The sequence below is a fragment of the Rhodococcus sp. DMU1 genome, from assembly GCF_012272955.1.
In the GTDB taxonomy this organism is placed as follows: Bacteria; Actinomycetota; Actinomycetes; order Mycobacteriales; family Mycobacteriaceae; genus Rhodococcus; species Rhodococcus aetherivorans.
In genome coordinates this window covers 3,803,287-3,823,547 of record NZ_CP050952.1, presented here as the reverse complement: position 1 = coordinate 3,823,547, position 20,261 = coordinate 3,803,287, and the positions used below count along the sequence as shown (strand labels likewise).

Sequence of the window (20,261 nt, the reverse complement as noted above, 5' to 3'; positions counted from 1 at the left end):
CACTACGCTGGCCGGGTGTCCACCGAGTCGCCACGCAGCACCGTTCCGTCGACCGTTCGAGCCGCGGGTGGTCTCGTCGTCCTCGAAGGCGTGATCGCCATCGGCTTCGCTGTGGTCTCCGTGGTCCGGGCCCTCACGGGCGGGCACGACCAGACGGTCGGCAACGGCTACGGCCTCGCACTGTGGCTGGGGATCCTGTTCGGCGGCGTGCTCGCGGCCGGGATCGCGCTGCTGCGGGGCAAGCGGTGGGGGCGGGCCGTGGCGATCGTCGCCCAGCTGTTGCTGCTGCCGGTGGCCTGGTCGCTGCTGACGGACTCCCACCAGGTCGTGCTCGGCATCCTGCTCGCCCTGATCGTGGTGCCGGCGCTGGTGCTGCTGTTCAGCCCGCCGACGACGCGCTGGCTGGCGCAGGACTACGCCCCGGACGCCGACGACGTGGCCTGATCTCCGCCGAGCGCGGCGAGTGCCTGCCCGCTGAGGCGGAAGGTGGTCCACTCGTCCTGCGGGACGGCGCCGAGCGAGCGGTAGAACCCGATCGACGGCGTGTTCCAGTCCAGCACCGACCAGCTCAGGCGGCTGTAGCCGCGGTCGACGCATTCGCGGGCCAGTGCCGCGAGCAGAGCGCGGCCGTGGCCGTGGCCCCGGTGCTCGGGCCGGACGTACAGGTCCTCGAGGTAGATGCCGTGCACCCCGTCCCAGGTGGAGAAGTTGCGGAACCACAGCGCCATGCCCACCACCGTTCCCTGTGCGTCCTCTGCGACGTGGGCGAACGCGGCGGCGTCCCTGCCGAACAACGCCGTGTGCAGCTGCTCGGGCACGACGGTGCACTCGGCGCGGGCCTTCTCGTACTCGGCCAGCTCGTAGACGAGGGCGGTGAGGGCGTCGACGTCGGCGGGACGGGCGCGGCGGATCACGATCGGGGGCCTTTCGTGGGGATCGGCGACCCGCCGGACGGCGGAAGTCGCGGTCGATTCTCGCGTTCGGACGACTTTTAGGCGAGGATCGTTCCGTGACAACGGTACTTGCGGTGGCAAATCAGAAGGGTGGCGTCGCGAAGACGACCACCGTCGCGTCTCTGGCGGCCGCCCTGGCCGGGTTGGGGCAGCGGGTGCTCGTCGTCGACCTGGACCCGCAGGGATGCCTGACATTCTCGCTCGGGCACAACCCCGACCGGCTCGAACGCTCGGTGCACGACGTGCTGGTCGGGGCGGCGGAGGCCAAGGAGGTTCTGCTCGACACGGACGAGGGCTTCACGTTGCTGCCCGCGACGATCGACCTCGCCGGGGCCGAGGCGCTGCTGCTGATGCGGCCGGGGCGGGAGTTCACCCTCCGGCGGGCGCTGGCCCCGCTGCTCGACAGTTTCGACGTCGTCGTGATCGACTGCCCGCCGTCGCTGGGCGTGCTCACGCTCAACGGCCTGACCGCCGCGCAGTCCGTGCTCGTGCCCCTGCAGTGCGAGACCCTCGCGCACCGCGGCGTCGGGCAGCTGCTGCGTACCGTCGCCGAGGTCAAGCAGATCACCAACCCCGACCTCGAGCTCCTCGGTGCCCTGCCGACGCTCTACGACGCCCGCACGACGCACAGCCGCGACGTGCTCGCCGACGTCGCCGACCGGTACGACATGCCGGTGCTCGCGCCGCCGATCCCGCGCACCGTGCGCTTCGCGGAGGCGTCGGCGTCGGGGGCGTCGGTGCTCGCCGGCCGGAAGAACAAGGGCGCCGAGGCCTATCGCGAGCTGGCCGAGAACCTGCTCGCCCACTGGCGCGACGGCAAGAAGCTGGTCACCTTCACGTCGTGAGGTGCGCGGTGAGTTCCTCGGGGGCTCATCGCAGCACCACGACCTGCGGCCCGCGCTGCTCGAGCACCGAAGTCCCGGCGACCGCCACGTTCACCACTCCCGCCTCGTCGCGCACGACCGGAATCCGGCCCTGCACCGCCCCGGTGGCAGGCTCGACCACCGCGAGGGCGTCGCGCACCGGCAGCAGCAGGGCCCCGGCCATGGCGGCGCCGGTGCCCGTCGTCCCGGGCAGCGTCCACCGCGGCACCAGGTCGTCGCCGCCGAGGGCGACGGTCTCCGTGCCCGACCACCACGTGAGGAACGAACCCTGCACCGCGGCGGGGAACACCGCGTCCGGCGTCGCCGCGGCCGACAGCGGGTGCCGGGCGGTCAGCGTGCCGGCGGCGTCGTATCCGGCGAGAACGGGCCCGGACGAGGCGGTGGGCGGCAGGTACAGCACCGTGCGCTCACCGCTCACCGCGACGACGCGCGTACCCATGTCGTCCGGCCCCAGTTCCGGCAGCACCGACGAGGCGATCTCCTTCGGCTGGGAGTCTGCCTCCGGGGTCGTCTCGAGCAGCGTCAACCGGTCCGCCTCTTCGCCCGGGCAGCGTTCGACGACCGCCAGCCGGGTGCTGCTGGCCGCGGCCGAGCGCAGCGTGCACCCGTTGCGGGGTTGCGCCCCCGGCACGACGGGCGCGTCCACGCGCCCGTACTCGAGCGTGCGCACGAGATCCGACCGCCACAGTTCGAGGCGGGTGTCGCCCCGCGAGATCACGTGGGTGTCGGCGGCGGTGAGGGTCACTGCGTCGTCGGCGTCGCTGGAACGCTGCGCCCCGCGCATCCCCGAATCGGGGACCAGCTGGGTCACCTGGCTGCATCCCCGCTGGTCGCGGTACACCGCCACGGCGGTGCGCCAGTCCTCCACGACCCCGCACAGCGGCATGTCGCGGCCGTAGCGCCACAGCTCGGCGCCCGAGTCGAGGGCGCGGCCGGTGACCGTGCCGCCGTCGCCGGTGACCACGACACCTCCGACCGCGATCGGACGGGACGTCGCACCGCTGGGGGCCCGCCACGCCTCCGTCAGCGTCGACGGCACCGCCGTCGCGGACGCCGGCGCCTCGGGTGCCGCGTCGGTCGTGACGGACACGGTGCCGCGTGCGTCCGACCGCAGCCAGACGACGCTCGCCGCCGCGACGACCGCGACGGCGAGCAGGAGGGCTGCGATCAGGTCCGCCCGGGTTCTGCGCTCCGGTGCGAGCATCGCGGCCGACTACTGGGCAGCCGAGGCCGTGACCGTGTCGCTCTTCGCCGTCGCGGAGGAACCGCCGCGGCGCCGGCGCCGGCGCCGGCGTGCGGGCGCCGCCGTCCCGTCCCCGGAGTCCTCGGCCTGCTCCGACGCGGCGCTCGTGTTCTCGGGTCCGGTGTTCTCGGCACTTCCGGAGTCGGGCCGGCCACCGCGGGTGCGCCGGCGGACCCGGGTGCGCTTGGGTCGTGCCGCGTCCTCGGCGGCCTCGGCGGCCTCCTCGCGGGCGGGCCGCTCCGCCGGCGCCTTGCGGACCGTGCCGGTCGTGCCTTCGGGGATGCCCAGCTCCTCGAACAGGTGCGGCGAACTCGAGTACGTCTCGACCGGGTCGGACAGGCCGAGGTCGAGGGCCTTGTCGATGAGCTGCCAGCGCGGGATGTCGTCCCAGTCGACCAGGGTGACGGCGATGCCGGTGCGCCCCGCCCGGCCGGTGCGGCCGATGCGGTGGACGTAGGTCTTCTCGTCCTCGGGGCACTGGTAGTTCACGACGTGGGTGACGTCGTCGATGTCGATGCCGCGGGCGGCCACGTCGGTGGCGACGAGCACGTCGATCTTGCCCTTGCGGAACCTGTCGAGGGCCTTCTCCCGGGCGATCTGCCCCAGGTCGCCGTGCACGGCTCCGACGGCGAAGCCGCGCTCGGCGAGCTCGTCGGCGACCTTCTGCGCGGTGCGCTTGGTGCGGGTGAAGATCATCGTGGCGCCCCGGCCCTCGGCCTGCAGCACCCGCGCCACCAGCTCCGCCTTGTCGAGTGCGTGCGCGCGGTAGACGAGCTGGTTGGTGCGCTCGTGCACCGCGGAGGACTCCGGCTCCTCGGCCCGGATGTGCGTCGGGCGCGTGAGGAAGGTGCGGGCGAGCGTGATGATCGGGCCGGGCATCGTCGCCGAGAACAGCATCGTCTGGCGGCGGTCGGGCACCATGCCGAGAATGCGCTCGATGTCCGGGAGGAAGCCGAGGTCGAGCATCTCGTCCGCCTCGTCCATCACCAGGATGCCGATCTTGCCGAGGATCAGGTGACCCTGGTTGGCGAGATCCAGCAGGCGGCCCGGGGTCCCGACAACGACGTCGACGCCCTTCTTCAGCACGTCGACCTGTGTCTCGTACGGGCGCCCGCCGTAGACGGACAGGACCTTCAGCAGTCCGTCGGCGCCGCGGAGGTACTTGGCGGCGTTCTCGAGGTCCTGCGTGACCTGCAGGCACAGCTCGCGCGTCGGCACGATCACCAGGGCGCGGGGCGTTCCGTCGAGGGCGGTGGTGCCGGACGCGGTGGTGGTGAGGCGGTGCAGCAGCGGGACACCGAACCCGAAGGTCTTGCCCATGCCGGTGCGCGCCTGTCCGATCAGGTCGTCGCCGGCGAGGGCGAGGGGGAGCGTCAGCTCCTGGATGGCGAAGGTGCGCTCGATGCCCATCTCGGCGAGAGCGCGGACGATCTCGTCCCGCACGCCCAGCTCGCCGAACGTGGGCGGGGTGTGGGTGGAGTCGAGTTGGGCCGACACCGTGGTTTCGGTGGCGTCGTCTTCGTGGTCGACAGTGATCTTGCTCAGGGGTCTGGCCTTCCTGGTCTCGGCACGCACGCACGAGTGGAGAGGCGACCGGCCTGCGCCTCAGCGAGAGCGACCGGAACGGGCTCTGCGAGGCGCGGCAGCGATCTGCGATCGGGTGCGCGCACATCATCGGTGAAGTCCGCGGGGCCGGTGGTCGGCGCCTCGAGGCGCGGCCTTCCAGGACCATTGTACCGTGAGCCGCGCGGTCACCGGCTGGGTACTACGCTGTGTCGTCATGGGAGCCGAAACGTCGCCGTCCGCCGCAGAGTCTCGTCCACCCGCCGCTCCGGCGCGCGTCCCGGCCGATCATCCCGGCGTCGCCGAGTTGTTCGCGGTGCTCGCCTACGGTGAGATCTCGGCCTTCTACCGCCTCGCCGACGATGCACGGATGTCGCCGAGCCTGCAGGGGCGGGTGGCGTTCGCGAGCATGGCCGCCGCGGAGATGAGCCACTTCGAGACGCTGCACGCCGCGCTCACCGCGCGCGGCGTGGAGATCTACACGGCGATGGAGCCCTACCGGCGCGCCCTCGACGCGTACCACGCGTCCACGAACCCCTCGAACTGGCACGAGTCGCTGGTCAAGGCGTATGTCGGCGACGGCATCGCCGCCGACTTCTACCGCGAGATCGCCGGCACCCTCGCCCCCGAGGTGGCGGAGGTCGTGCGGGAGGTCCTCGCCGAGACCGGGCACTCGGAGTTCGTGGTGCACGAGGTGCGCGAGGCGGTGCGGCGCAGCGCGGCCGACAAGGACCGGCTGATGCTGTGGGGACGGCGGCTGCTCGGCGAGGCCATCACCCAGGCGCAGTACGTGATGGCCCAGCGTGAGGACCTCACCGATCTGGTGATCGCCGCGTCCGGTGATCTCACCGACATTGCCGCGTTGTTCGACCGGATGCAGCTCGAGCACGCCGAGCGGATGGCGGTGCTGGGACTGCACTAGCCTGGGCGGGGACAGCTGTAGAGCCCTGAGAGTTCGGAGGTCGACCGTGGAGGTCAAGATCGGTGTTGCGGACAGTCCCCGCGAGCTCACCGTGATCAGCGAGCAGACGCCCGACGAGGTCGAGTCGCTCGTGGCGCAAGCCCTGGCCGGCGAGAAGGACGGCGTGCTGACACTCGTCGACGAGAAGGGCCGCAAGCTCATCGTGCAGGCGGCGCGGGTCACCTACGTCGAGATCGGCCCCGCCGACATTCGCAAGGTCGGGTTCGCGGCGACCTAGAACGACGGCATCACGACGAAGGGCCGGGGCTGCTGCCCCGGCCCTTCTGTCGTCGCGGGCGCGGCCCCGGCCCTGGGGTCGGCGCCGTCTGGTCGGCGCCTTCCGGTTACCGCCTGCGCAGCTCCGGCTGCAGCGGCACGTGCGAGAGTCCACCCCAGGCGAGAGCGACCGTGGTGTCGACGGCGTCCTCCTTCGGAATCGGCCGGGCGGCCTCGAGCCAGTAGCGGGCGGTGAACTGGCTGGTGCCGACGAGGCCGACCGCCAGGATGCGCGCCCGGTAGGGGTCCAGACCGGAGTCGTGGCTCACCAGGTCGAACACCGCGTCGACGCATGCCTCGGTGGCCTGCTCCACGCGGTGGGCCACCTGCGGCTCGCCCATCAGGTCCGATTCGAACACCAGACGGAAACCCTGCGAGTCGTTGTCGACGAAGTCGAAGAACGCCTGCACCGCGGCGCGGACGCGCTGCCTGTTGTCGGTCGTCGACCGCAGGGCCTGGCGGACTCCGGCGATCAGGCTGTCGACGTAGCTCTGCAGCACAGCGCAGTACAGTTCGAGCTTGCCGGGAAAGTGCTGGTACAGCACCGGCTTGCTGACCCCGGCGCACTCGGCGATCTCGTCCATGCCGGCCGCGTGGTATCCGCGGGTGACGAAGACTTCGCTGGCTGCAGCGAGGAGCTGGACCCGGCGCTCGTCCCGCGGCATCCGGGCGCCGCGTCGAGTGCCGGTGCCGTTGCCCGAGCTGGTGGCGCGGCCGGACGATGTCCGGGCTGCGAGTTCGGTCATGTCGCTCCCAATCCGAAAAATTCGTCGAAGTGATGCCTACCACTACGACGTGCAATCGTCTCTGCACGTTACAGGCCGGGGGGCCTCGAGGTGCCGTGCACCCCTACCCACGAGTATCCCAGCCGAAGGCCCACTGTGCGCGGCGCCACATCGGCGTGGCGGCGGTCGGCGCCCGCGCTCGGCGACCCGGCACGGCCGGCGACGGCCGTATGAGAGTCTGGCAACCGTGACCGACCGAGCAGGAGCCGGCGTGACGGACACACCGCGCCGCCCGGTGCGCAGTCCGCACCGGACACCCGAGGACCGGACGTCCGACCGGCGACGCAGCCGCGCCCCTTCCCACCAGCCTCTGCGAGCTCAGTGGGATCCCGTCTCGGGCGGGGAGAAGGTTCCTCGCCCGCCGCGCCCGGACCGCGGGGTGCGCAGGCAGACCCGGCTCGGCCGGTTCGTCGCGACCTACGGATGGCGGGCCTACGCCATCCCCGTCCTCGCGGTCCTCACGGTGATCGTCCTGGTGGATGCGCTGCGTACCGGTGGCAGCACGCCCGAGGCCACGGCGGCCGGGGACGCGGCGGCCGCATCCGGCGACGTGGTGGGCGTGCCCGCGCCGGTCGCGGACGGCACGTTCCCCGCCGATCTGCCGTCCGGCGCGCTCCCGGACGGCGGGCCGTTCACGGTGGCCGGCGTCGGCACCTGGCGGGTGGTGCCCGGGACCAGCGGTCAGGTCGGCACCGGCCGCGTCTACACCTACACCGTGGAGATCGAGGACGGGGTCGACGCCACCGGCTACGGCGGCGACGCGGCGTTCGCCCGGATGGTCGACGAGACCCTGGCCAACCCGAAGAGCTGGACACAGGACCCGGCGTTCGCGTTCCGTCGCGTCGATCAGGGCGTGCCCGACTTCCGGGTGTCGCTGACGTCCCAGATGACGATCCGGCAGGGCTGCGGGTACGACATCGAGCTGGAGGTGTCGTGCTACAACCCGGGCCTGGGCCGGGTCCTGCTCAACGAGCCGCGGTGGGTGCGTGGCGCCGTCGCATTCCAGGGTGACATCGGCTCCTACCGTCAGTATCAGATCAACCACGAGGTCGGGCACGCCATCGGCTTCGCCGCCCACGAGGGGTGCGGCAGCGACGGGGGCCTCGCGCCGATCATGATGCAGCAGTCCTTCGGCACCGCCAACGACGACATCGCCGGCCTCGATCCCGAGGGCCTCGTCCCCCGCGACGGACTCACCTGCAGGTTCAACCCGTGGCCGTATCCGCGGGCGTGAGGATGGGACAATCGGGTAACCGCCCGATCGAGCCGGCCGAGGAGCTGTCGTGAGCCCATTACCACCTCTGGTGGAACCCGCTGCGGACCTGACGCGCGAGGAGGTGGCCCGCTACAGCCGGCACCTGATCATCCCCGGGGTGGGGGTGGTGGGGCAGCGGCGGCTGAAGAACGCGCGGGTGCTGTGCATCGGCGCCGGCGGCCTGGGTTCGCCGGTGCTGCTCTACCTCGCCGCGGCGGGTGTCGGCACACTCGGCATCGTCGAGTTCGACGATGTCGAATCGTCCAACCTGCAACGGCAGGTGATCCACGGGATCGCCGACGTGGGCCGCCCCAAGGGGGAGAGCGCCCGCGACACGATCCGCGGGATCAACGACAACGTGGAGGTGCGGCTGCACCCGGTGCGCCTGGACCCCGCCAACGCCGTCGCACTGTTCGAGCAGTACGACCTGATCCTCGACGGCACCGACAACTTCGCCACCCGTTACCTCGTCAACGACGCCGCGGTCCTCGCCGGCAAGCCGTACGTATGGGGGTCGATCTTCCGGTTCGAGGGACAGGTGTCGGTGTTCTGGGAGGCCGCACCGGACGGGCGGGGGCTGAACTACCGGGACCTGTACCCGGAGGCGCCGCCGCCCGGGATGGTCCCGTCCTGCGCCGAGGGCGGCGTGCTCGGGGTGCTCTGCGCGTCCGTCGGGTCGATCATGGCCACCGAGGCGGTCAAGCTGATCACCGGCATCGGCGAGTCGCTGCTCGGACGCCTGATGATCTATGACGCTCTCGCGATGAGCTACCGGACGGTGACGTTGCGCCGCGACCCGGGCCGGGTGCCGGTGACCGAGCTGGTCGACTACGAGTCCTTCTGCGGTGTGGTGCCGGACGACGGCGCAGCCGCCCTCGCCGAGTCCACCATCACCCCGACCGAGCTGCGCCGGCTGCTCGAGTCGGACCGGGAGATCGAGCTGATCGACGTGCGCGAGCCGGTCGAGTGGGACATCGTCCACATCGAGGGGGCGCGGCTGATCCCGAAGGACCGCATCCTCTCCGGCGAGGCGCTGGCGGAGCTGCCGCAGCACAGGCCGATCGTGCTGCACTGCAAGACGGGGATCCGCTCGGCCGAGGCCCTCGCAGTGCTGAAGGAGGCCGGTTTCGCGGACGCCACGCATCTGCAGGGCGGGGTGCTCGCGTGGGCGCAGCAGGTGGACCCTTCGCTGCCCGTGTACTGAGGGGAATACGGGGAAGATAACGATGCGGGAATGGTGTCCCCGGGTAACGGAGTGCCTTCCCCTCAACGGGGCGGCGCCGACTGTACGGTGTGCCCCGTGAGTCCCCTCGAACCCCCGCAGCACGTGCGCTCGACCTTCGGCCTCCGCGACGTCGAACCGGTCCCGCTCGGGGCGGACTGGGACGGTGGCTGGCGGTGCGGCGACGTGGTGCTCTCGCCGGTCGCCGACCATGCCCGCGCAGCGTGGTCGGCGAAGGTGCGCGAGACCCTCGGGGTCGACGGGGTGCGACTGGCGCGGCCCGTCCGCTCCACCGACGGCCGCTACGTCGTCTCCGGTTGGCGCGCCGACACCTACATCGTGGGCACCTCCGAACCGCGGCACGACGAGGTGGTGGCCCTGTCGCTGCGGCTGCACGCGGCCACCGCCCAGCTGGAGCGGCCGCGCTTCCTCATGCAGCCGCCCGTGGCGCCGTGGGAGGACGTCGACGTGTTCGTCGCCGCCGACCGCGCGGCGTGGGAGGCGGTGCCCCTGCGCACCGCCCGCGCCGCCGGCGCCCCGGAAACCGTCACTCCCGACGGACGCAAGAGCATCGACCTGATCAACCAGCTCGCGACGCTGCGCAAGCCGGTCCACCTGCCCGATCAGCTCGTGCACGGTGACCTGTTCGGCACCGTGCTCTTCGCCGGCAGCGCCGCGCCGGGCCTGACCGACATCACCCCCTACTGGCGGCCCGCGTCGTGGGCGGCCGGTGTCGCCGTCGTCGACGCGCTGTCGTGGGGCGGGGCCGACGACGAGCTCATCGGCCGGTGGGAGGACCTGCCGGAATGGCCGCAGATGCTGTTGCGCGCGGTGATGTTCCGGCTCGCCGTGCACGCCCTGCATCCGCGCTCCACGGAGGAGGCGTTCCCGGGGCTGGCACACACCTCGGATCTGGTGCGGCTGCTCCTCTAGCCTTCGCCGCCGCGCAGCTCCCCGAACATCGCGAGCGCGGCGGCGGTGGCGCGGCCGGGCTCTCCCGCGACGACGGCGAGCACCAGCTCGCGGTGCTCGTCGTGGAACCCCGCCCCCGTCTCGTCGACGCGGCGCCGGATCGTCTCCTCGATGACGGGCAGCAGCGAGTCGTAGAACTCGAGGTACACGGCGTTGTGGCTGGCCTCGACGATTGCGCGGTGCAGGGCGACGTCGGCGGCGAGGGCGGCGGCCGAACGCGGGTCGGCCCACGCGCGCATCCGCGCGTCGAACAGTTCGGTCAGGTGCGCGGCGTCCGCGTCGGTGCGGCGCCGGGCGGCGAGCGCTGCGGCGGTGACGTCCAGCGCCTGCCGCAGTTCGAGCACGTCCTGCTCGTGGGCGTCGGCGAAGTAGGTGCCGAGAGCGCTGCCCACCTCCGAGGTGGCGACGACGTAGGTGCCCGAGCCCTGCCGCCGCTCCAGCAGCCCCGAGTGCACGAGCGCCTGCACGGCTTCGCGCACGGTGTTGCGGCCCGTCCCGGTCAGCTCGGCCAGGGCGGGTTCGGAAGGGATGCGAGTGCCCACCGCCCAGGCGCCGGTGCGGATCTGGTCGCGCAACTGCTCGGTGACCTGGGCGATGAGGCTGGTGCGTCGCACGGTGCGCATGGGGATCCTTCCTGCATCCGGAAAACACCTTCGACGATAGACGTCGGGTCATCCTATGATTTCGCTCGTGGCTGTCACCGGTGCCGGATCCTCGTCCCCGTCCCTCCTGCGGGGACGGCTCCTGGTCTTCGTTGCGATCGTGATGTCCGCGCTCACGCTGCGCCTCGCCGTGACCTCGTTCAGCCCGCTCGCCGAGCAGATCCGCGCCGAGCTCGGTTTCGCGCCCGCCGTGGTGGGCGTGTTCGGCATGGTGCCGACCGCGATGTTCGCGGTGTTCGGGCTGCTCACCCCCGTCATCGCGCGCCGGGCCGGGCTCGAGGCCACGGCCCTCGTCGCGATGCTGGCCGCCGGATTCGGCATGGCAGCGCGCGCGCTGACCCACGAGACGTGGACACTGCTCGCGTTCTCCGCGCTCGCGCTCGCCGGGATGGGGGTCGGCAACGTGGTGATCCCGCCACTGGTCAAGAGGTACTTCTCCGACCGGCTCGCGGTCGTGAGCACCGTGTACATCGTCGGCGTCCAGATCGGGACGGTGCTGCCGGCCCTCGCGGCGGTCCCCGTCGCCGAGGCCGCCGGGTGGCGCTGGTCCATCGGGCTGTGGGCGGCGTGGGCGTTCGCCGCGGCGATCCCGTGGATCGGCGTCCTGTACCGGGCCCGCGGCACGCGTCCGGCCGCCGGCGACGCGCCGCACTCCCAGCCCACGCCCGGCCGGGTGTGGCGCTCGCCCGTCGCGTGGGGCATGGCCGGCATGTTCGGCATGACCTCGCTGATCACCTACTCGATGTTCACCTGGATCCCCGCGGTGCTGCTCGACGCCGGCGGCAGCGAGGCGCTCGGCGGCGCCATGATCGCCCTGTTCTCGTTCGTCGGCCTGACCGCCTCGTTCGTCGCTCCCGCCGCGTGCGCCCGCATGCGGGATCCGTTCCCGCTCGTCGTCGTGTGCGTGGCGTGCTACGCGGTGGGGTTCACCGGTCTGCTGCTCGCGCCGCTGACGGCCACGGCGCTGTGGGTGCTGGCGATCGGCGTCGGGCCGACCACGTTCCCCATGGCGCTCACCCTGATCAATCTGCGCACCCGCACCCACGCAGCGTCCGCCGCACTGTCCGGCTTCACCCAGGGTCTCGGCTACACCGTCGCGTGTCTCGGCCCGGTGCTGGTCGGTGTGCTGCGCGAGGCCACCGGCGGCTGGACGGCGCCGTTCGCGTTCCTCGGGTGTGCGGCGCTCGTGGTGCTCATCGCCGGCCGGGTCGCCTGCCGGCCCCGGTACGTCGAGGACACCTGGGGCGGTTCCGGTGCCGGTCCACAGCCCGCGAGCACCCGCGGCGCCGACCTCACGGAGGCCTCCTGCCGCAGGTGAGCATCTCTTGACGCGGCAGTCACCGAGGGCAGCACCGCGGCAACACCCGTTTCCTACCTTGGGTCCATCGATACCGACCCGAGGAAGGGGCATGGGGTGGCCGCAACGACCGGAGTATCACCGACCGAAGGCCTGCGTGCGAAGTTCGCGCGCAAGCACCGCATCGAACACTGGGACGCCGAGGACACGGCGGCATGGGAAGCCGGCGGCAAGGAGATCGCGAAGCGGAACCTGATCTGGTCCGTCCTGGCCGAGCACGTCGGCTTCTCCGTCTGGTCCATCTGGTCCGTGATGGTGCTGTTCATGCCGGCCGACGTCTACGGCATCGATCCCGCCGGCAAGTTCTTCCTCGTCGCAGTGCCCACCCTGGTGGGCTCGCTGCTGCGCATTCCCTACACCGTCGCCACGGCCCGGTTCGGCGGTCGGAACTGGACGGTGTTCAGCGCGCTGGTGCTGCTGATCCCCACCCTCGCGGCCCTGTACCTGATGCTCAACCCCGGCTTCTCGTACACCACCTTCCTGGTGGTGGCCGCGGTCGCCGGACTCGGCGGCGGCAACTTCGCCTCGTCGATGACCAACATCAACGCCTTCTACCCGCAGCGGCTCAAGGGCTGGGCGCTGGGCCTGAACGCGGGCGGCGGCAACATCGGCGTGCCGGTGGTCCAGCTCGTCGGCCTGCTCGTCATCGCCACCGTCGGCAACACCGAGCCGTGGATCGTGTGTGCCGTCTACCTGGTGCTGTGTGCCTTCGCCGCGCTCGGCGCGGCCCTGTTCATGGACAACCTCGGTGACCAGCGCGCCGACCTGCGGGCGATGGGCGAATCCCTGAGGTACCGCGACTCGTGGATCCTCAGCTTCCTCTACATCGGCACCTTCGGCTCCTTCATCGGCTTCAGCTTCGCGTTCGGGCAGGTGCTGCAGATCAACTTCCTGGCCGGGGGCGCGACCGCCGCCGAGGCCTCCCTGCACGCCGCGCAGATCGCGTTCATCGGCCCGCTGCTCGGCTCGATCGCCCGGCCCCTCGGCGGCAAGCTGGCCGACCGGATCGGGGGCGGCCGGATCACGCTGTACACGTTCGCGGCAATGGCCCTCGCGGCGGGACTGCTCGTCACCGCCGGCACCCTCGACGACGCCACCGCCGGCGCCGCCACCGGCGGCATCATGGTGACCTTCGTCCTCGGGTTCATCGCCCTGTTCCTGCTCTCGGGCATCGGCAACGGCTCCGTCTACAAGATGATCCCGTCCATCTTCGAGGCCAAGGCGCAGAGCCTCGACTCGCTCGACCGGGCCGGGAAGGCCGCATGGGCGCGCAGCATGTCCGGCGCCCTGATCGGATTCGCCGGCGCCATCGGCGGACTCGGCGGCGTCGGGATCAACCTGGTGCTGCGCGCGTCCTACAGCAGCGAAGCCAAGTCGGCGACCATGGCGTTCTGGGTGTTCCTCGCCTTCTACCTGGTCTGCATCGTCGTCACCTGGGCCGTGTTCCTGCGCCGACCCACCGCCCCGCCCGCGGAGACGCCCGCACCGCGCGACGTCACCGCCGACACGGTGGCCACCCGCGTCTGACCGCGGCCGGCCCCCCATCACGTACGCAAGGAAGAAGGAAACGGTATGAGCCACAAGTCTGTTGTCGTCGTCGGACACGGCATGGTGGGCCACCGCTTCGTCGAGGCGCTGCGCGCCCGCGACGAGAAGAACCTCTGGTCGGTGACGGTGCTGTGCGAGGAACCGCTGCCCGCCTACGACCGCGTGGGACTGTCCTCCTATGTCGGCTCGTGGGATTCGAAGGAACTCGCCCTCGCCGGCAACGAGTACGAGGGCGACGACCTGGTCGAGCTGAGGATCGGCACCCGGGCCGCGGCGATCGACCGTGCCGGGCGCACCGTCACCACCGACGCCGGTGAGGTGATCGGGTACGACGCGCTCGTCCTGGCCACCGGCTCGTACCCCTTCGTCCCGCCGATTCCCGGCAAGGATCTGGCCGGGTGCTTCGTCTACCGGACCCTCGACGACCTGGACGGCATCCGGGCCGGCGCGGAGCGGGCCGCTCCGGGAGCGGTCGGCGTCGTCGTCGGCGGCGGGCTCCTCGGCCTCGAGGCGGCCAACGCGCTGCGGATGCTGGGCATGACGCCGCACGTCGTCGAGTTCGCCCCCCGGCTCATGCCGCTGCAGGTCGACGAGGGCGGCGGTGCGCTCCTCGCCCGGCTCGTCACCGATCTCGGGCTGACGGTGCACACGGGCGTCGGCACCGCCGGCATCACCGAGGGTCCCGGCGGGTTGAGGGTGGAACTGTCCGACGGGTCGGTGATCGACGCCGCGCTGCTCGTGTTCTCCGCAGGCGTCCGTCCCCAGGACGGGCTGGCCCGCGACGCGGGGCTCGAGCTGGGCCCGCGCGGCGGTGTCCGCACCGACCTCGGCTGCCGCAGCACGACCGACGACGCGGTCTACGCGATCGGCGAGTGCGCGGCCGTCGAGGGCACCTGCTACGGCCTCGTCGCCCCCGGCTACAGCACGGCCGAGGTGGTGGCCGACCGGCTCCTCGGCGGCGCCGCCGAGTTCCCGGGCGCCGACCTGTCCACGAAGCTCAAGCTGCTCGGCGTCGACGTCGCGAGCTTCGGCGACGCGCACGCCATCACTCCCGGCGCCCTCGAGGTCGTGCTGTCGGACGCCGCGAAGGGCACCTACGCCAAGCTGGTCGTCTCGGACGACGCGAAGACACTGCTCGGCGGCATCCTCGTCGGCGACGCCTCCGCGTACGGGTCGCTGCGGCCGCTCGTCGGCCGGGAGCTGCCCGGCGACCCCGCGGCGCTGATCTCCCCGGCGGGAGAGAAGCCGGGCGCCGGGTCGCTGCCCGACGACGCCGAGGTGTGCTCCTGCAACGGAGTCACCAAGGGGACGATCTGCGGTGCCATCGCGGACGGCGCGTGCGACATCGCCCAGGTCAAGGCCTGCACCGGCGCCGGCACCACGTGCGGCGGCTGCCTGCCCACCGTCAAGCAGCTCCTCGCGGCGTCCGGTGTGGTCATGTCGAAGTCCTTGTGCGAGCACTTCGAGCAGTCCCGGGCCGAGCTGTTCCAGATCGTGCAGGCCACGAACACCCGCACGTTCTCGGCACTGATCTCCAAGTACGGCCAGGGGACCGGCTGCGACATCTGCAAGCCCGTCGTCGCCTCGATCCTCGCCTCGACCGACTCGGACCACATCCTGGGCCGGCAGCAGGCGGCGCTGCAGGACACCAACGACCACTTCCTGGCCAACATCCAGAAGAACGGCACCTACTCGGTGGTGCCGCGGATGCCCGGCGGGGAGTGCACCCCCGAGCAGCTCATCGTCATCGGCGAGATCGCCCGCGACTTCGGCTTGTACGTCAAGATGACCGGCGGCCAGCGCATCGACCTGTTCGGTGCGCGGGTCGAGCAGCTGCCGCTCATCTGGCAGCGGCTCGTCGACGCCGGCATGGAATCCGGCCAGGCGTACGGCAAGTCCCTGCGCACCGTGAAGAGCTGCGTGGGCTCGACGTGGTGCCGGTACGGCGTGCAGGACTCGGTCGGCATGGCGGTCGACCTCGAACTGCGCTACCGCGGGCTGCGCTCACCGCACAAGCTCAAGTTCGGCGTTTCCGGCTGCGCCCGCGAGTGCGCCGAGGCGCGCGGCAAGGACGTCGGGGTGATCGCCACGGAGAACGGCTGGAACCTGTACGTGTGCGGCAACGGCGGCCAGTCGCCCAAGCATGCGCAGCTGCTCGCCGGTGGTCTCGACGACGGGACCCTCGTCAAGTACATCGACCGGTTCCTGATGTTCTACGTGCGCACCGCCGACCGCCTGCAGCGCACCGCGCCCTGGCTCGAGTCCCTCGAGGGCGGGCTCGAGCACCTCCGGGCGGTGGTGTGCGAGGACAGCCTCGGCATCGGCGACGAGCTCGAGGCGGCGATGGCCAAGCACGTCGCCGGGTACCGGGACGAGTGGAAGGGAGTGCTCGAGGACCCCGAGAAGCTGTCCCGGTTCGTGTCGTTCGTCAACGCGCCCGAGGTGGCCGACCCGACCGTGCGGTTCGACGACTCGGGCAAGCGGAAGGTGCCGGTGCTGGTCGGAATGCCCTCTTACCGTGAGGGAATCTCGGGTTAACGCCCGAGAAACACCGGCCCCGGAGAATTCCGTCCGTAGTTCCAAGGAGGACATTCATGACCGTCATCGAGACGCACACCCCCGAGCGCGCGTCGCGTGCCAGCGTGTACGACGGGCGTCTGGAGTGGACGTCGGCGTGCCCGCTCAGTCACCTCATCCCCGGCCGCGGCGTCGCCGTGCTGTTGCGCGGCGGCGAGCAGGCCGCGCTGTTCCGGCTCGACGACGGCAGTCTGCGGGCGGTGGGCAACTTCGATCCGTTCGGCCGCGCCGCGGTGATGTCGCGTGGGATCGTCGGCGACCGCAGCGGCGAGCCCACCGTCGCCTCGCCGCTGCTCAAGCAGGTCTTCTCGCTGGACGACGGACGCTGCCTCGACGATCCGTCGGTCCGCCTGCCCGTGTACGACGTGCGGGTGTGGGCCGGTGTCGTCCAGATCCACAGCCTCGTGCCCGTGCACCGCGGTTACGGCGAGCGTTCGTGAGCGAGGACAACGCGCCGCTGCACGGCTTCACGATCGGCATCACCGCCGCACGCCGCGCCGACGAGTTCGCCACCCTGCTCACCCGGCGCGGCGCGGAGGTTGTCCACGCACCCGCCATCCGCATCATCCCGCTCGCGGACGACGCCGAGCTCGAGCGCGTGACGCGCGACATCCTCGACACCCCGCCGGACATCACCGTGGCCACCACGGCGATCGGCTTCCGCGGCTGGATGGGGGCCGCGGACGGCTGGGGCCTCGCCGAGCAGCTCGGCGAGGCCCTGGGCGGCAGCCGCATCCTGGCCCGCGGGCCGAAGGTCACCGGCGCGATCCGGGCCGCCGACCTGCGGGAGGAGTGGTCGCCGGCGTCGGAGTCGTCCGCGGAGGTGCTCGAGCACCTGCTGGCCGAGGGTGTGGAGGGGGTGCGGATCGCGGTGCAGCTGCACGGCGCCCGCACCGAGTGGGAACCCGGCGCGGACCTGTGCGAGGTGCTGCGCGACGCCGGTGCCGACGTGGTGGCGGTCCCGGTGTACCGGTGGACCCCGCCCGACGACCCCACCGCGCTGGACCGGCTCATCGAGCAGATCGCCGACCACAGCATCGACGCGGTGAGCTTCACCAGCGCGCCGGCCGTCGCGTCGCTGCTGATGCGTTCCAAGGCCACCGGCATGCTCGAGTTGATGCTGCGCGCGCTGCGCACCGGGGTCACCGCGGTGTGCGTGGGGCCCGTGACGGCCGCGCCGCTGGTCGAGCTGGAGGTGCCGGTCTCGGCACCGGCCCGGGCCCGGCTCGGATCCCTCGCCCGGCACCTGGCCGAAGAGCTGCCGCGGCGCGCCCACCGCATCGAGGCCGGGGGGCACGTCCTCAGCGTCCGCGGCCGCTGCGTCGTGGTCGACGGCGAGATCCGCTGCCTGGCGCCCGCCGCGATGGCGCTGATGCGCACCCTCGCCGCCCGGCCCGGCCGGGTCGTCTCGCGTGAGGAACTGCTCGCCGCGCTGCCCGGCGGCGGCGGCGACACCCACGCCGTGGAGACCGCCGTGGCGCGGCTGCGGTCCGCGCTCGGCGCCCCCACGATCGTGCAGACCGTCGTCAAGCGTGGCTACCGGCTCGCGGTCGACCCGGTGGGCTGCGCCGACAAGGAATACCCGCTCGGCTAGGGGCATCGTCTCCGGCCGACCCCGTTCCGGATCAGGAGTTGTGACCATGATCGACCCGGCCCTGCTGCTCGTCGCTCACGGCACGCGCAATCCGCGCGGCGTCGAGATGATCGCGTCCCTCGCCGACGCCGTCTCCCGCGACGTGGGCGCCACCCGCGTCGCGTTCGTCGATGTCCTCGGACCCTCGCCGGCGGAGGTGCTGCGCGATTCCGGCCGGCCCACCGTGCTGGTGCCCGCCTTCCTCGCCTCCGGCTACCACGTGCACGCCGACGTGCCACGCGAGGTCGCCGACAGTGGGCATCCCGCCGTGGCGGTCACCCGCGCGCTCGGACCCGACCCGGTGCTCGCACGGGTGCTGCTGCACCGGCTCTCCGCGGCCGGCTGGAAACCCGGTGACGCGGTGGTGCTCGCCGCGGCGGGCTCCTCCGACCCCCGCGCCCTCGGCGACGTGCGACGGGCCGCGGACATGTTGTCGGCCCTCGCGCGCGTCGCCGTGCGCGTCGGGTACGTCGCCACGGGTGCCCCGCGCGTGCCGGACGTCGTCGCCGGACTGCGCGCCGCGGGTGCGCGCCGGGTGTTCGTCGCCTCGTACCTGCTCGCCGACGGGCTGTTCCACGCGCGTCTCGCCGATGCGGGCGCCGACGGGGTGGCGGCCCCGCTCGGGGTGCACGACTCGATCGTGCGCCTGGTGGCCGAGCGGTACCGGTCGGCGGCGACGGCGCTGCTCGCCGGAGGCCCGCTGCGCGGGTGACCTTGCCGACACGGCGCCGCCGACCGCGGGTGCGCGCCGTATCGTCGATCCTCGTGTCCGAAGCGGTGACAGATCCGGGAGCCGGGTCCCGGAGTGACGCGGCGAGCCCGCCGATCCCGGCGCCGGGGCCTGCGCGGACGCTCCTGCTCGGGGTGCCCCGGCGGGGCCGGCGCTGGCCCGGTGCCCTGCGCGCGGCCGCCGCGGTGGCGCTGCCCGGCCTGGCAGGCCTCGCGCTCGGTCACGGGCCCGTCGCCGCGACGGCCGCCCTCGGGGCGTTCGCCGTCGTCTACGGCGAGGGCCGCGCCTACCGGGCGCGGTGGCAGGTGGTGATGGTCGTCGCGGCGGTGCTCGTCGCGCTGGCCGGTCTGGGCGCCGGTGTCGGCACGCTCGTGCATTCGGGTTCGGAATGGACGTGGCTGCTGCTCGTGGCGGTGATGACGGCGGTCGTCGCCGTGGGCGCCTTCCTGGTCGACGCGCTGCGCTTCGGTGCACCCGGTGCGTTCCTGCCGCTGCTCACCCTGGAGATCGCGGCGGCACTGCCGAGCGCCGGCGTGCCGGTCGGTGCGGTCGTGTCGTGGACCGCGGCCGGCGCGGGCACGGCAGTGGTGGTGTCGATGTCGGGCGCGGTGGCCCGGCCCCGCGCACCCGAGCGTGCCGCGGTGGCGGCGGCCGTGGAGGCCGTCGACGCCTGCCTGCGCGCCCCGGCGGAGACCGGGCCGCGGCACGAGGCGGTCCGGGCGCTGCACGCCGCGTGGATGTGCCTGCACGACGGGCGGCTGGGCGGGGGCGCGCATCCGCTGACCCGGACGCTCCGAGCGGCGCACCTGCGGCTCGCGACGGTCGTCGCAGGAACCGACGAGGGTGCCGCCTCCGAGACCGACGATCTGCGGCCGCAACCACCGCTGCCGCGCCCGTCGGCGCGATACCGGCTGGCGCGGGCCGCCGGGCCCGGCAGTCGATCCTGGACCATCGTCCTCCGCCTCGTCGTGGCCGGTCCCGTCGCGGGCGCACTGGCGCTCGCGTGCGGTGTCGGGCGGCCGGACTGGGCGGTGATCACGGCGGCGATGGTGCTGCATCAGGGACCCGACCGGGTGCTGGGCAGCTACCGGGGCCTGCACCGGTTCGCCGGCACCGTCGTGGGTCTGGGCGTGCTGGCCGCGGTCGTGTGGGCCGCCCCGACGGCCGTCGCACTCGTCGTGGTGGTCGCGGTGTTGCTCGCCGGAACCGAGGAGTACCTGGTCCGGAACTACGGCGTGGCGATGGTGTTCATCACTCCGCTCGCGCTGCTGCTCGGCGGCGCCGGGGTGCCGCACGACTTCGCCGTGGTGGCCCGCGACCGCCTGCTCGAGACGGTGATCGGCGTGCTCGTCGCCGTCGCGGTGCTGTGGGTCGTGCTGCCGTTCGCGCATCGTCGCGTGCTGCGCTGCGCCGACGCGCGGGTCGCGGAGACGGTCGCCACCATCGTGCAGGCGCGCACGGCGGGGGAGCGGACCGTCCTGCCGGAACTGCGCCGCGACCTCGAGTTCGACCTGCACGCCGCGACGACCGCCGCGATCGTCGCGGCCCACACCGAACCCGGCTGGACCCGCGACCGGTGGCCGGAGCACCGGCGGCTCCACGAGACCGGATACCGGGTCCTCGCGCACCCGGCCTGACCG

19 protein-coding genes are annotated in these 20,261 nt (G+C 72.5%); 14 read left to right on the top strand and 5 right to left on the bottom strand.

All coding sequences use genetic code 11. From position 1 onward, the window contains the following. Positions 1 to 15 precede the first annotated feature (15 nt). Positions 16 to 444: a hypothetical protein gene (locus HFP48_RS17600; protein ID WP_006942719.1), complete on the top strand. Its 429-nt coding sequence runs from the start codon at positions 16 to 18 to the stop codon at positions 442 to 444. On the opposite strand, the gene HFP48_RS17595 is transcribed toward HFP48_RS17600, so the two are convergent. Further along, the gene (locus HFP48_RS17595; protein WP_006942720.1) at positions 414 to 914 is read right to left on the bottom strand and encodes a GNAT family N-acetyltransferase; all 501 of its coding nucleotides are present in this window, start codon (positions 912 to 914) and stop codon (positions 414 to 416) included. The genes HFP48_RS17600 and HFP48_RS17595 overlap by 31 nt on opposite strands. Before the next feature lie 95 nt (positions 915 to 1,009). On the opposite strand from HFP48_RS17595, the gene HFP48_RS17590 reads away from it, so the two are divergent. Beyond that, entirely contained in the window at positions 1,010 to 1,798 is a 789-nt protein-coding gene (locus tag HFP48_RS17590) for a ParA family protein (protein WP_006942721.1), read from the top strand. A 25-nt stretch (positions 1,799 to 1,823) separates the two neighbouring features. Here HFP48_RS17590 and HFP48_RS17585 read toward each other — a convergent pair whose 3' ends face one another. Together HFP48_RS17585 and HFP48_RS17580 are read right to left on the bottom strand one after the other, a co-directional pair. Further along, positions 1,824 to 3,041 carry a hypothetical protein gene (locus HFP48_RS17585; protein ID WP_006942723.1) on the bottom strand — a complete coding sequence of 406 codons (1,218 nt, stop codon included), beginning with the start codon at positions 3,039 to 3,041 and terminating at the stop codon, positions 1,824 to 1,826. A gap of 9 nt (positions 3,042 to 3,050) precedes the next feature. After that, positions 3,051 to 4,655, bottom strand: a complete 1,605-nt coding sequence (locus HFP48_RS17580; RefSeq protein ID WP_168579808.1) for a DEAD/DEAH box helicase — start codon at positions 4,653 to 4,655, stop codon at positions 3,051 to 3,053. 205 nt (positions 4,656 to 4,860) lie between these two features. Here HFP48_RS17580 and HFP48_RS17575 point away from each other — a divergent pair, with 205 nt between their 5' ends. Then, complete coding sequence (locus HFP48_RS17575) at positions 4,861 to 5,565, top strand: ferritin-like fold-containing protein (protein ID WP_029544591.1); 705 nt, start codon at positions 4,861 to 4,863, stop codon at positions 5,563 to 5,565. Between the two features lie 46 nt (positions 5,566 to 5,611). Further along, positions 5,612 to 5,842 (top strand): DUF3107 domain-containing protein, encoded by a 231-nt coding sequence (locus HFP48_RS17570; RefSeq protein WP_006942731.1) that lies wholly within the window; start codon positions 5,612 to 5,614, stop codon positions 5,840 to 5,842. A gap of 106 nt (positions 5,843 to 5,948) precedes the next feature. Here HFP48_RS17570 and HFP48_RS17565 read toward each other — a convergent pair whose 3' ends face one another. Beyond that, the gene (locus HFP48_RS17565) at positions 5,949 to 6,626 is read right to left on the bottom strand and encodes a TetR/AcrR family transcriptional regulator (RefSeq protein ID WP_006942732.1); all 678 of its coding nucleotides are present in this window, start codon (positions 6,624 to 6,626) and stop codon (positions 5,949 to 5,951) included. A gap of 349 nt (positions 6,627 to 6,975) precedes the next feature. On the opposite strand from HFP48_RS17565, the gene HFP48_RS17560 reads away from it, so the two are divergent. The 3 genes from HFP48_RS17560 (at position 6,976) to HFP48_RS17550 (ending at position 10,075) form a co-directional block, all read left to right on the top strand. After that, positions 6,976 to 7,899, top strand: coding sequence for a DUF3152 domain-containing protein (locus HFP48_RS17560; RefSeq protein WP_246872571.1), 924 nt, complete (start codon positions 6,976 to 6,978; stop codon positions 7,897 to 7,899). A 49-nt stretch (positions 7,900 to 7,948) separates the two neighbouring features. Next, the gene (gene moeZ / locus HFP48_RS17555; protein ID WP_168579807.1) at positions 7,949 to 9,124 is read left to right on the top strand and encodes an adenylyltransferase/sulfurtransferase MoeZ; all 1,176 of its coding nucleotides are present in this window, start codon (positions 7,949 to 7,951) and stop codon (positions 9,122 to 9,124) included. Between the two features lie 96 nt (positions 9,125 to 9,220). Beyond that, a complete protein-coding gene (locus HFP48_RS17550) occupies positions 9,221 to 10,075 on the top strand; it encodes a TIGR02569 family protein (protein ID WP_006942736.1) in 855 nt (284 codons plus the stop codon). Here HFP48_RS17550 and HFP48_RS17545 read toward each other — a convergent pair. Next, complete coding sequence (locus HFP48_RS17545; RefSeq protein ID WP_168579806.1) at positions 10,072 to 10,737, bottom strand: FCD domain-containing protein; 666 nt, start codon at positions 10,735 to 10,737, stop codon at positions 10,072 to 10,074. The two genes, HFP48_RS17550 and HFP48_RS17545, sit on opposite strands and share 4 nt — an antisense overlap. Positions 10,738 to 10,792: 55 nt before the next feature. Between HFP48_RS17545 and HFP48_RS17540 the strand changes: the two genes are divergently transcribed. The 7 genes from HFP48_RS17540 to HFP48_RS17510 all read left to right on the top strand — a co-directional run bounded on the left by HFP48_RS17540 (position 10,793) and on the right by HFP48_RS17510 (position 20,258). Further along, positions 10,793 to 12,094, top strand: coding sequence for an MFS transporter (locus HFP48_RS17540; protein ID WP_072635571.1), 1,302 nt, complete (start codon positions 10,793 to 10,795; stop codon positions 12,092 to 12,094). Between the two features lie 96 nt (positions 12,095 to 12,190). After that, positions 12,191 to 13,660: a nitrate/nitrite transporter gene (locus HFP48_RS17535; protein ID WP_006942740.1), complete on the top strand. Its 1,470-nt coding sequence runs from the start codon at positions 12,191 to 12,193 to the stop codon at positions 13,658 to 13,660. A gap of 45 nt (positions 13,661 to 13,705) precedes the next feature. Next, positions 13,706 to 16,219, top strand: coding sequence for a nitrite reductase large subunit NirB (gene nirB, locus HFP48_RS17530; protein ID WP_168579805.1), 2,514 nt, complete (start codon positions 13,706 to 13,708; stop codon positions 16,217 to 16,219). Positions 16,220 to 16,275: 56 nt separating this feature from the next. After that, positions 16,276 to 16,698 carry a nitrite reductase small subunit NirD gene (nirD, locus tag HFP48_RS17525; RefSeq protein WP_006942743.1) on the top strand — a complete coding sequence of 141 codons (423 nt, stop codon included), beginning with the start codon at positions 16,276 to 16,278 and terminating at the stop codon, positions 16,696 to 16,698. After that, positions 16,695 to 17,852 carry a uroporphyrinogen-III synthase gene (locus HFP48_RS17520; protein ID WP_006942745.1) on the top strand — a complete coding sequence of 386 codons (1,158 nt, stop codon included), beginning with the start codon at positions 16,695 to 16,697 and terminating at the stop codon, positions 17,850 to 17,852. The genes nirD and HFP48_RS17520 overlap by 4 nt, the downstream gene beginning before the upstream one ends. Before the next feature lie 46 nt (positions 17,853 to 17,898). Further along, the gene (locus HFP48_RS17515) at positions 17,899 to 18,603 is read left to right on the top strand and encodes a sirohydrochlorin chelatase (protein ID WP_006942747.1); all 705 of its coding nucleotides are present in this window, start codon (positions 17,899 to 17,901) and stop codon (positions 18,601 to 18,603) included. Positions 18,604 to 18,755: 152 nt separating this feature from the next. After that, positions 18,756 to 20,258 (top strand): FUSC family protein, encoded by a 1,503-nt coding sequence (locus HFP48_RS17510; RefSeq protein ID WP_210432840.1) that lies wholly within the window; start codon positions 18,756 to 18,758, stop codon positions 20,256 to 20,258. Positions 20,259 to 20,261 lie beyond the last annotated feature (3 nt).

Coding starts and splice junctions, on each gene's coding strand:
- nirB (WP_168579805.1), top strand. CDS start 13,706: ATGAGCCACAAGTCTGTTGTCGTCGTCGGACACGGCATGGTGGGCCAC.
- HFP48_RS17575 (WP_029544591.1), top strand. CDS start 4,861: ATGGGAGCCGAAACGTCGCCGTCCGCCGCAGAGTCTCGTCCACCCGCC.
- HFP48_RS17540 (WP_072635571.1), top strand. CDS start 10,793: ATGATTTCGCTCGTGGCTGTCACCGGTGCCGGATCCTCGTCCCCGTCC.
- HFP48_RS17545 (WP_168579806.1), bottom strand. CDS start 10,737: ATGCGCACCGTGCGACGCACCAGCCTCATCGCCCAGGTCACCGAGCAG.
- HFP48_RS17515 (WP_006942747.1), top strand. CDS start 17,899: ATGATCGACCCGGCCCTGCTGCTCGTCGCTCACGGCACGCGCAATCCG.
- HFP48_RS17585 (WP_006942723.1), bottom strand. CDS start 3,041: ATGCTCGCACCGGAGCGCAGAACCCGGGCGGACCTGATCGCAGCCCTC.
- nirD (WP_006942743.1), top strand. CDS start 16,276: ATGACCGTCATCGAGACGCACACCCCCGAGCGCGCGTCGCGTGCCAGC.
- HFP48_RS17565 (WP_006942732.1), bottom strand. CDS start 6,626: ATGACCGAACTCGCAGCCCGGACATCGTCCGGCCGCGCCACCAGCTCG.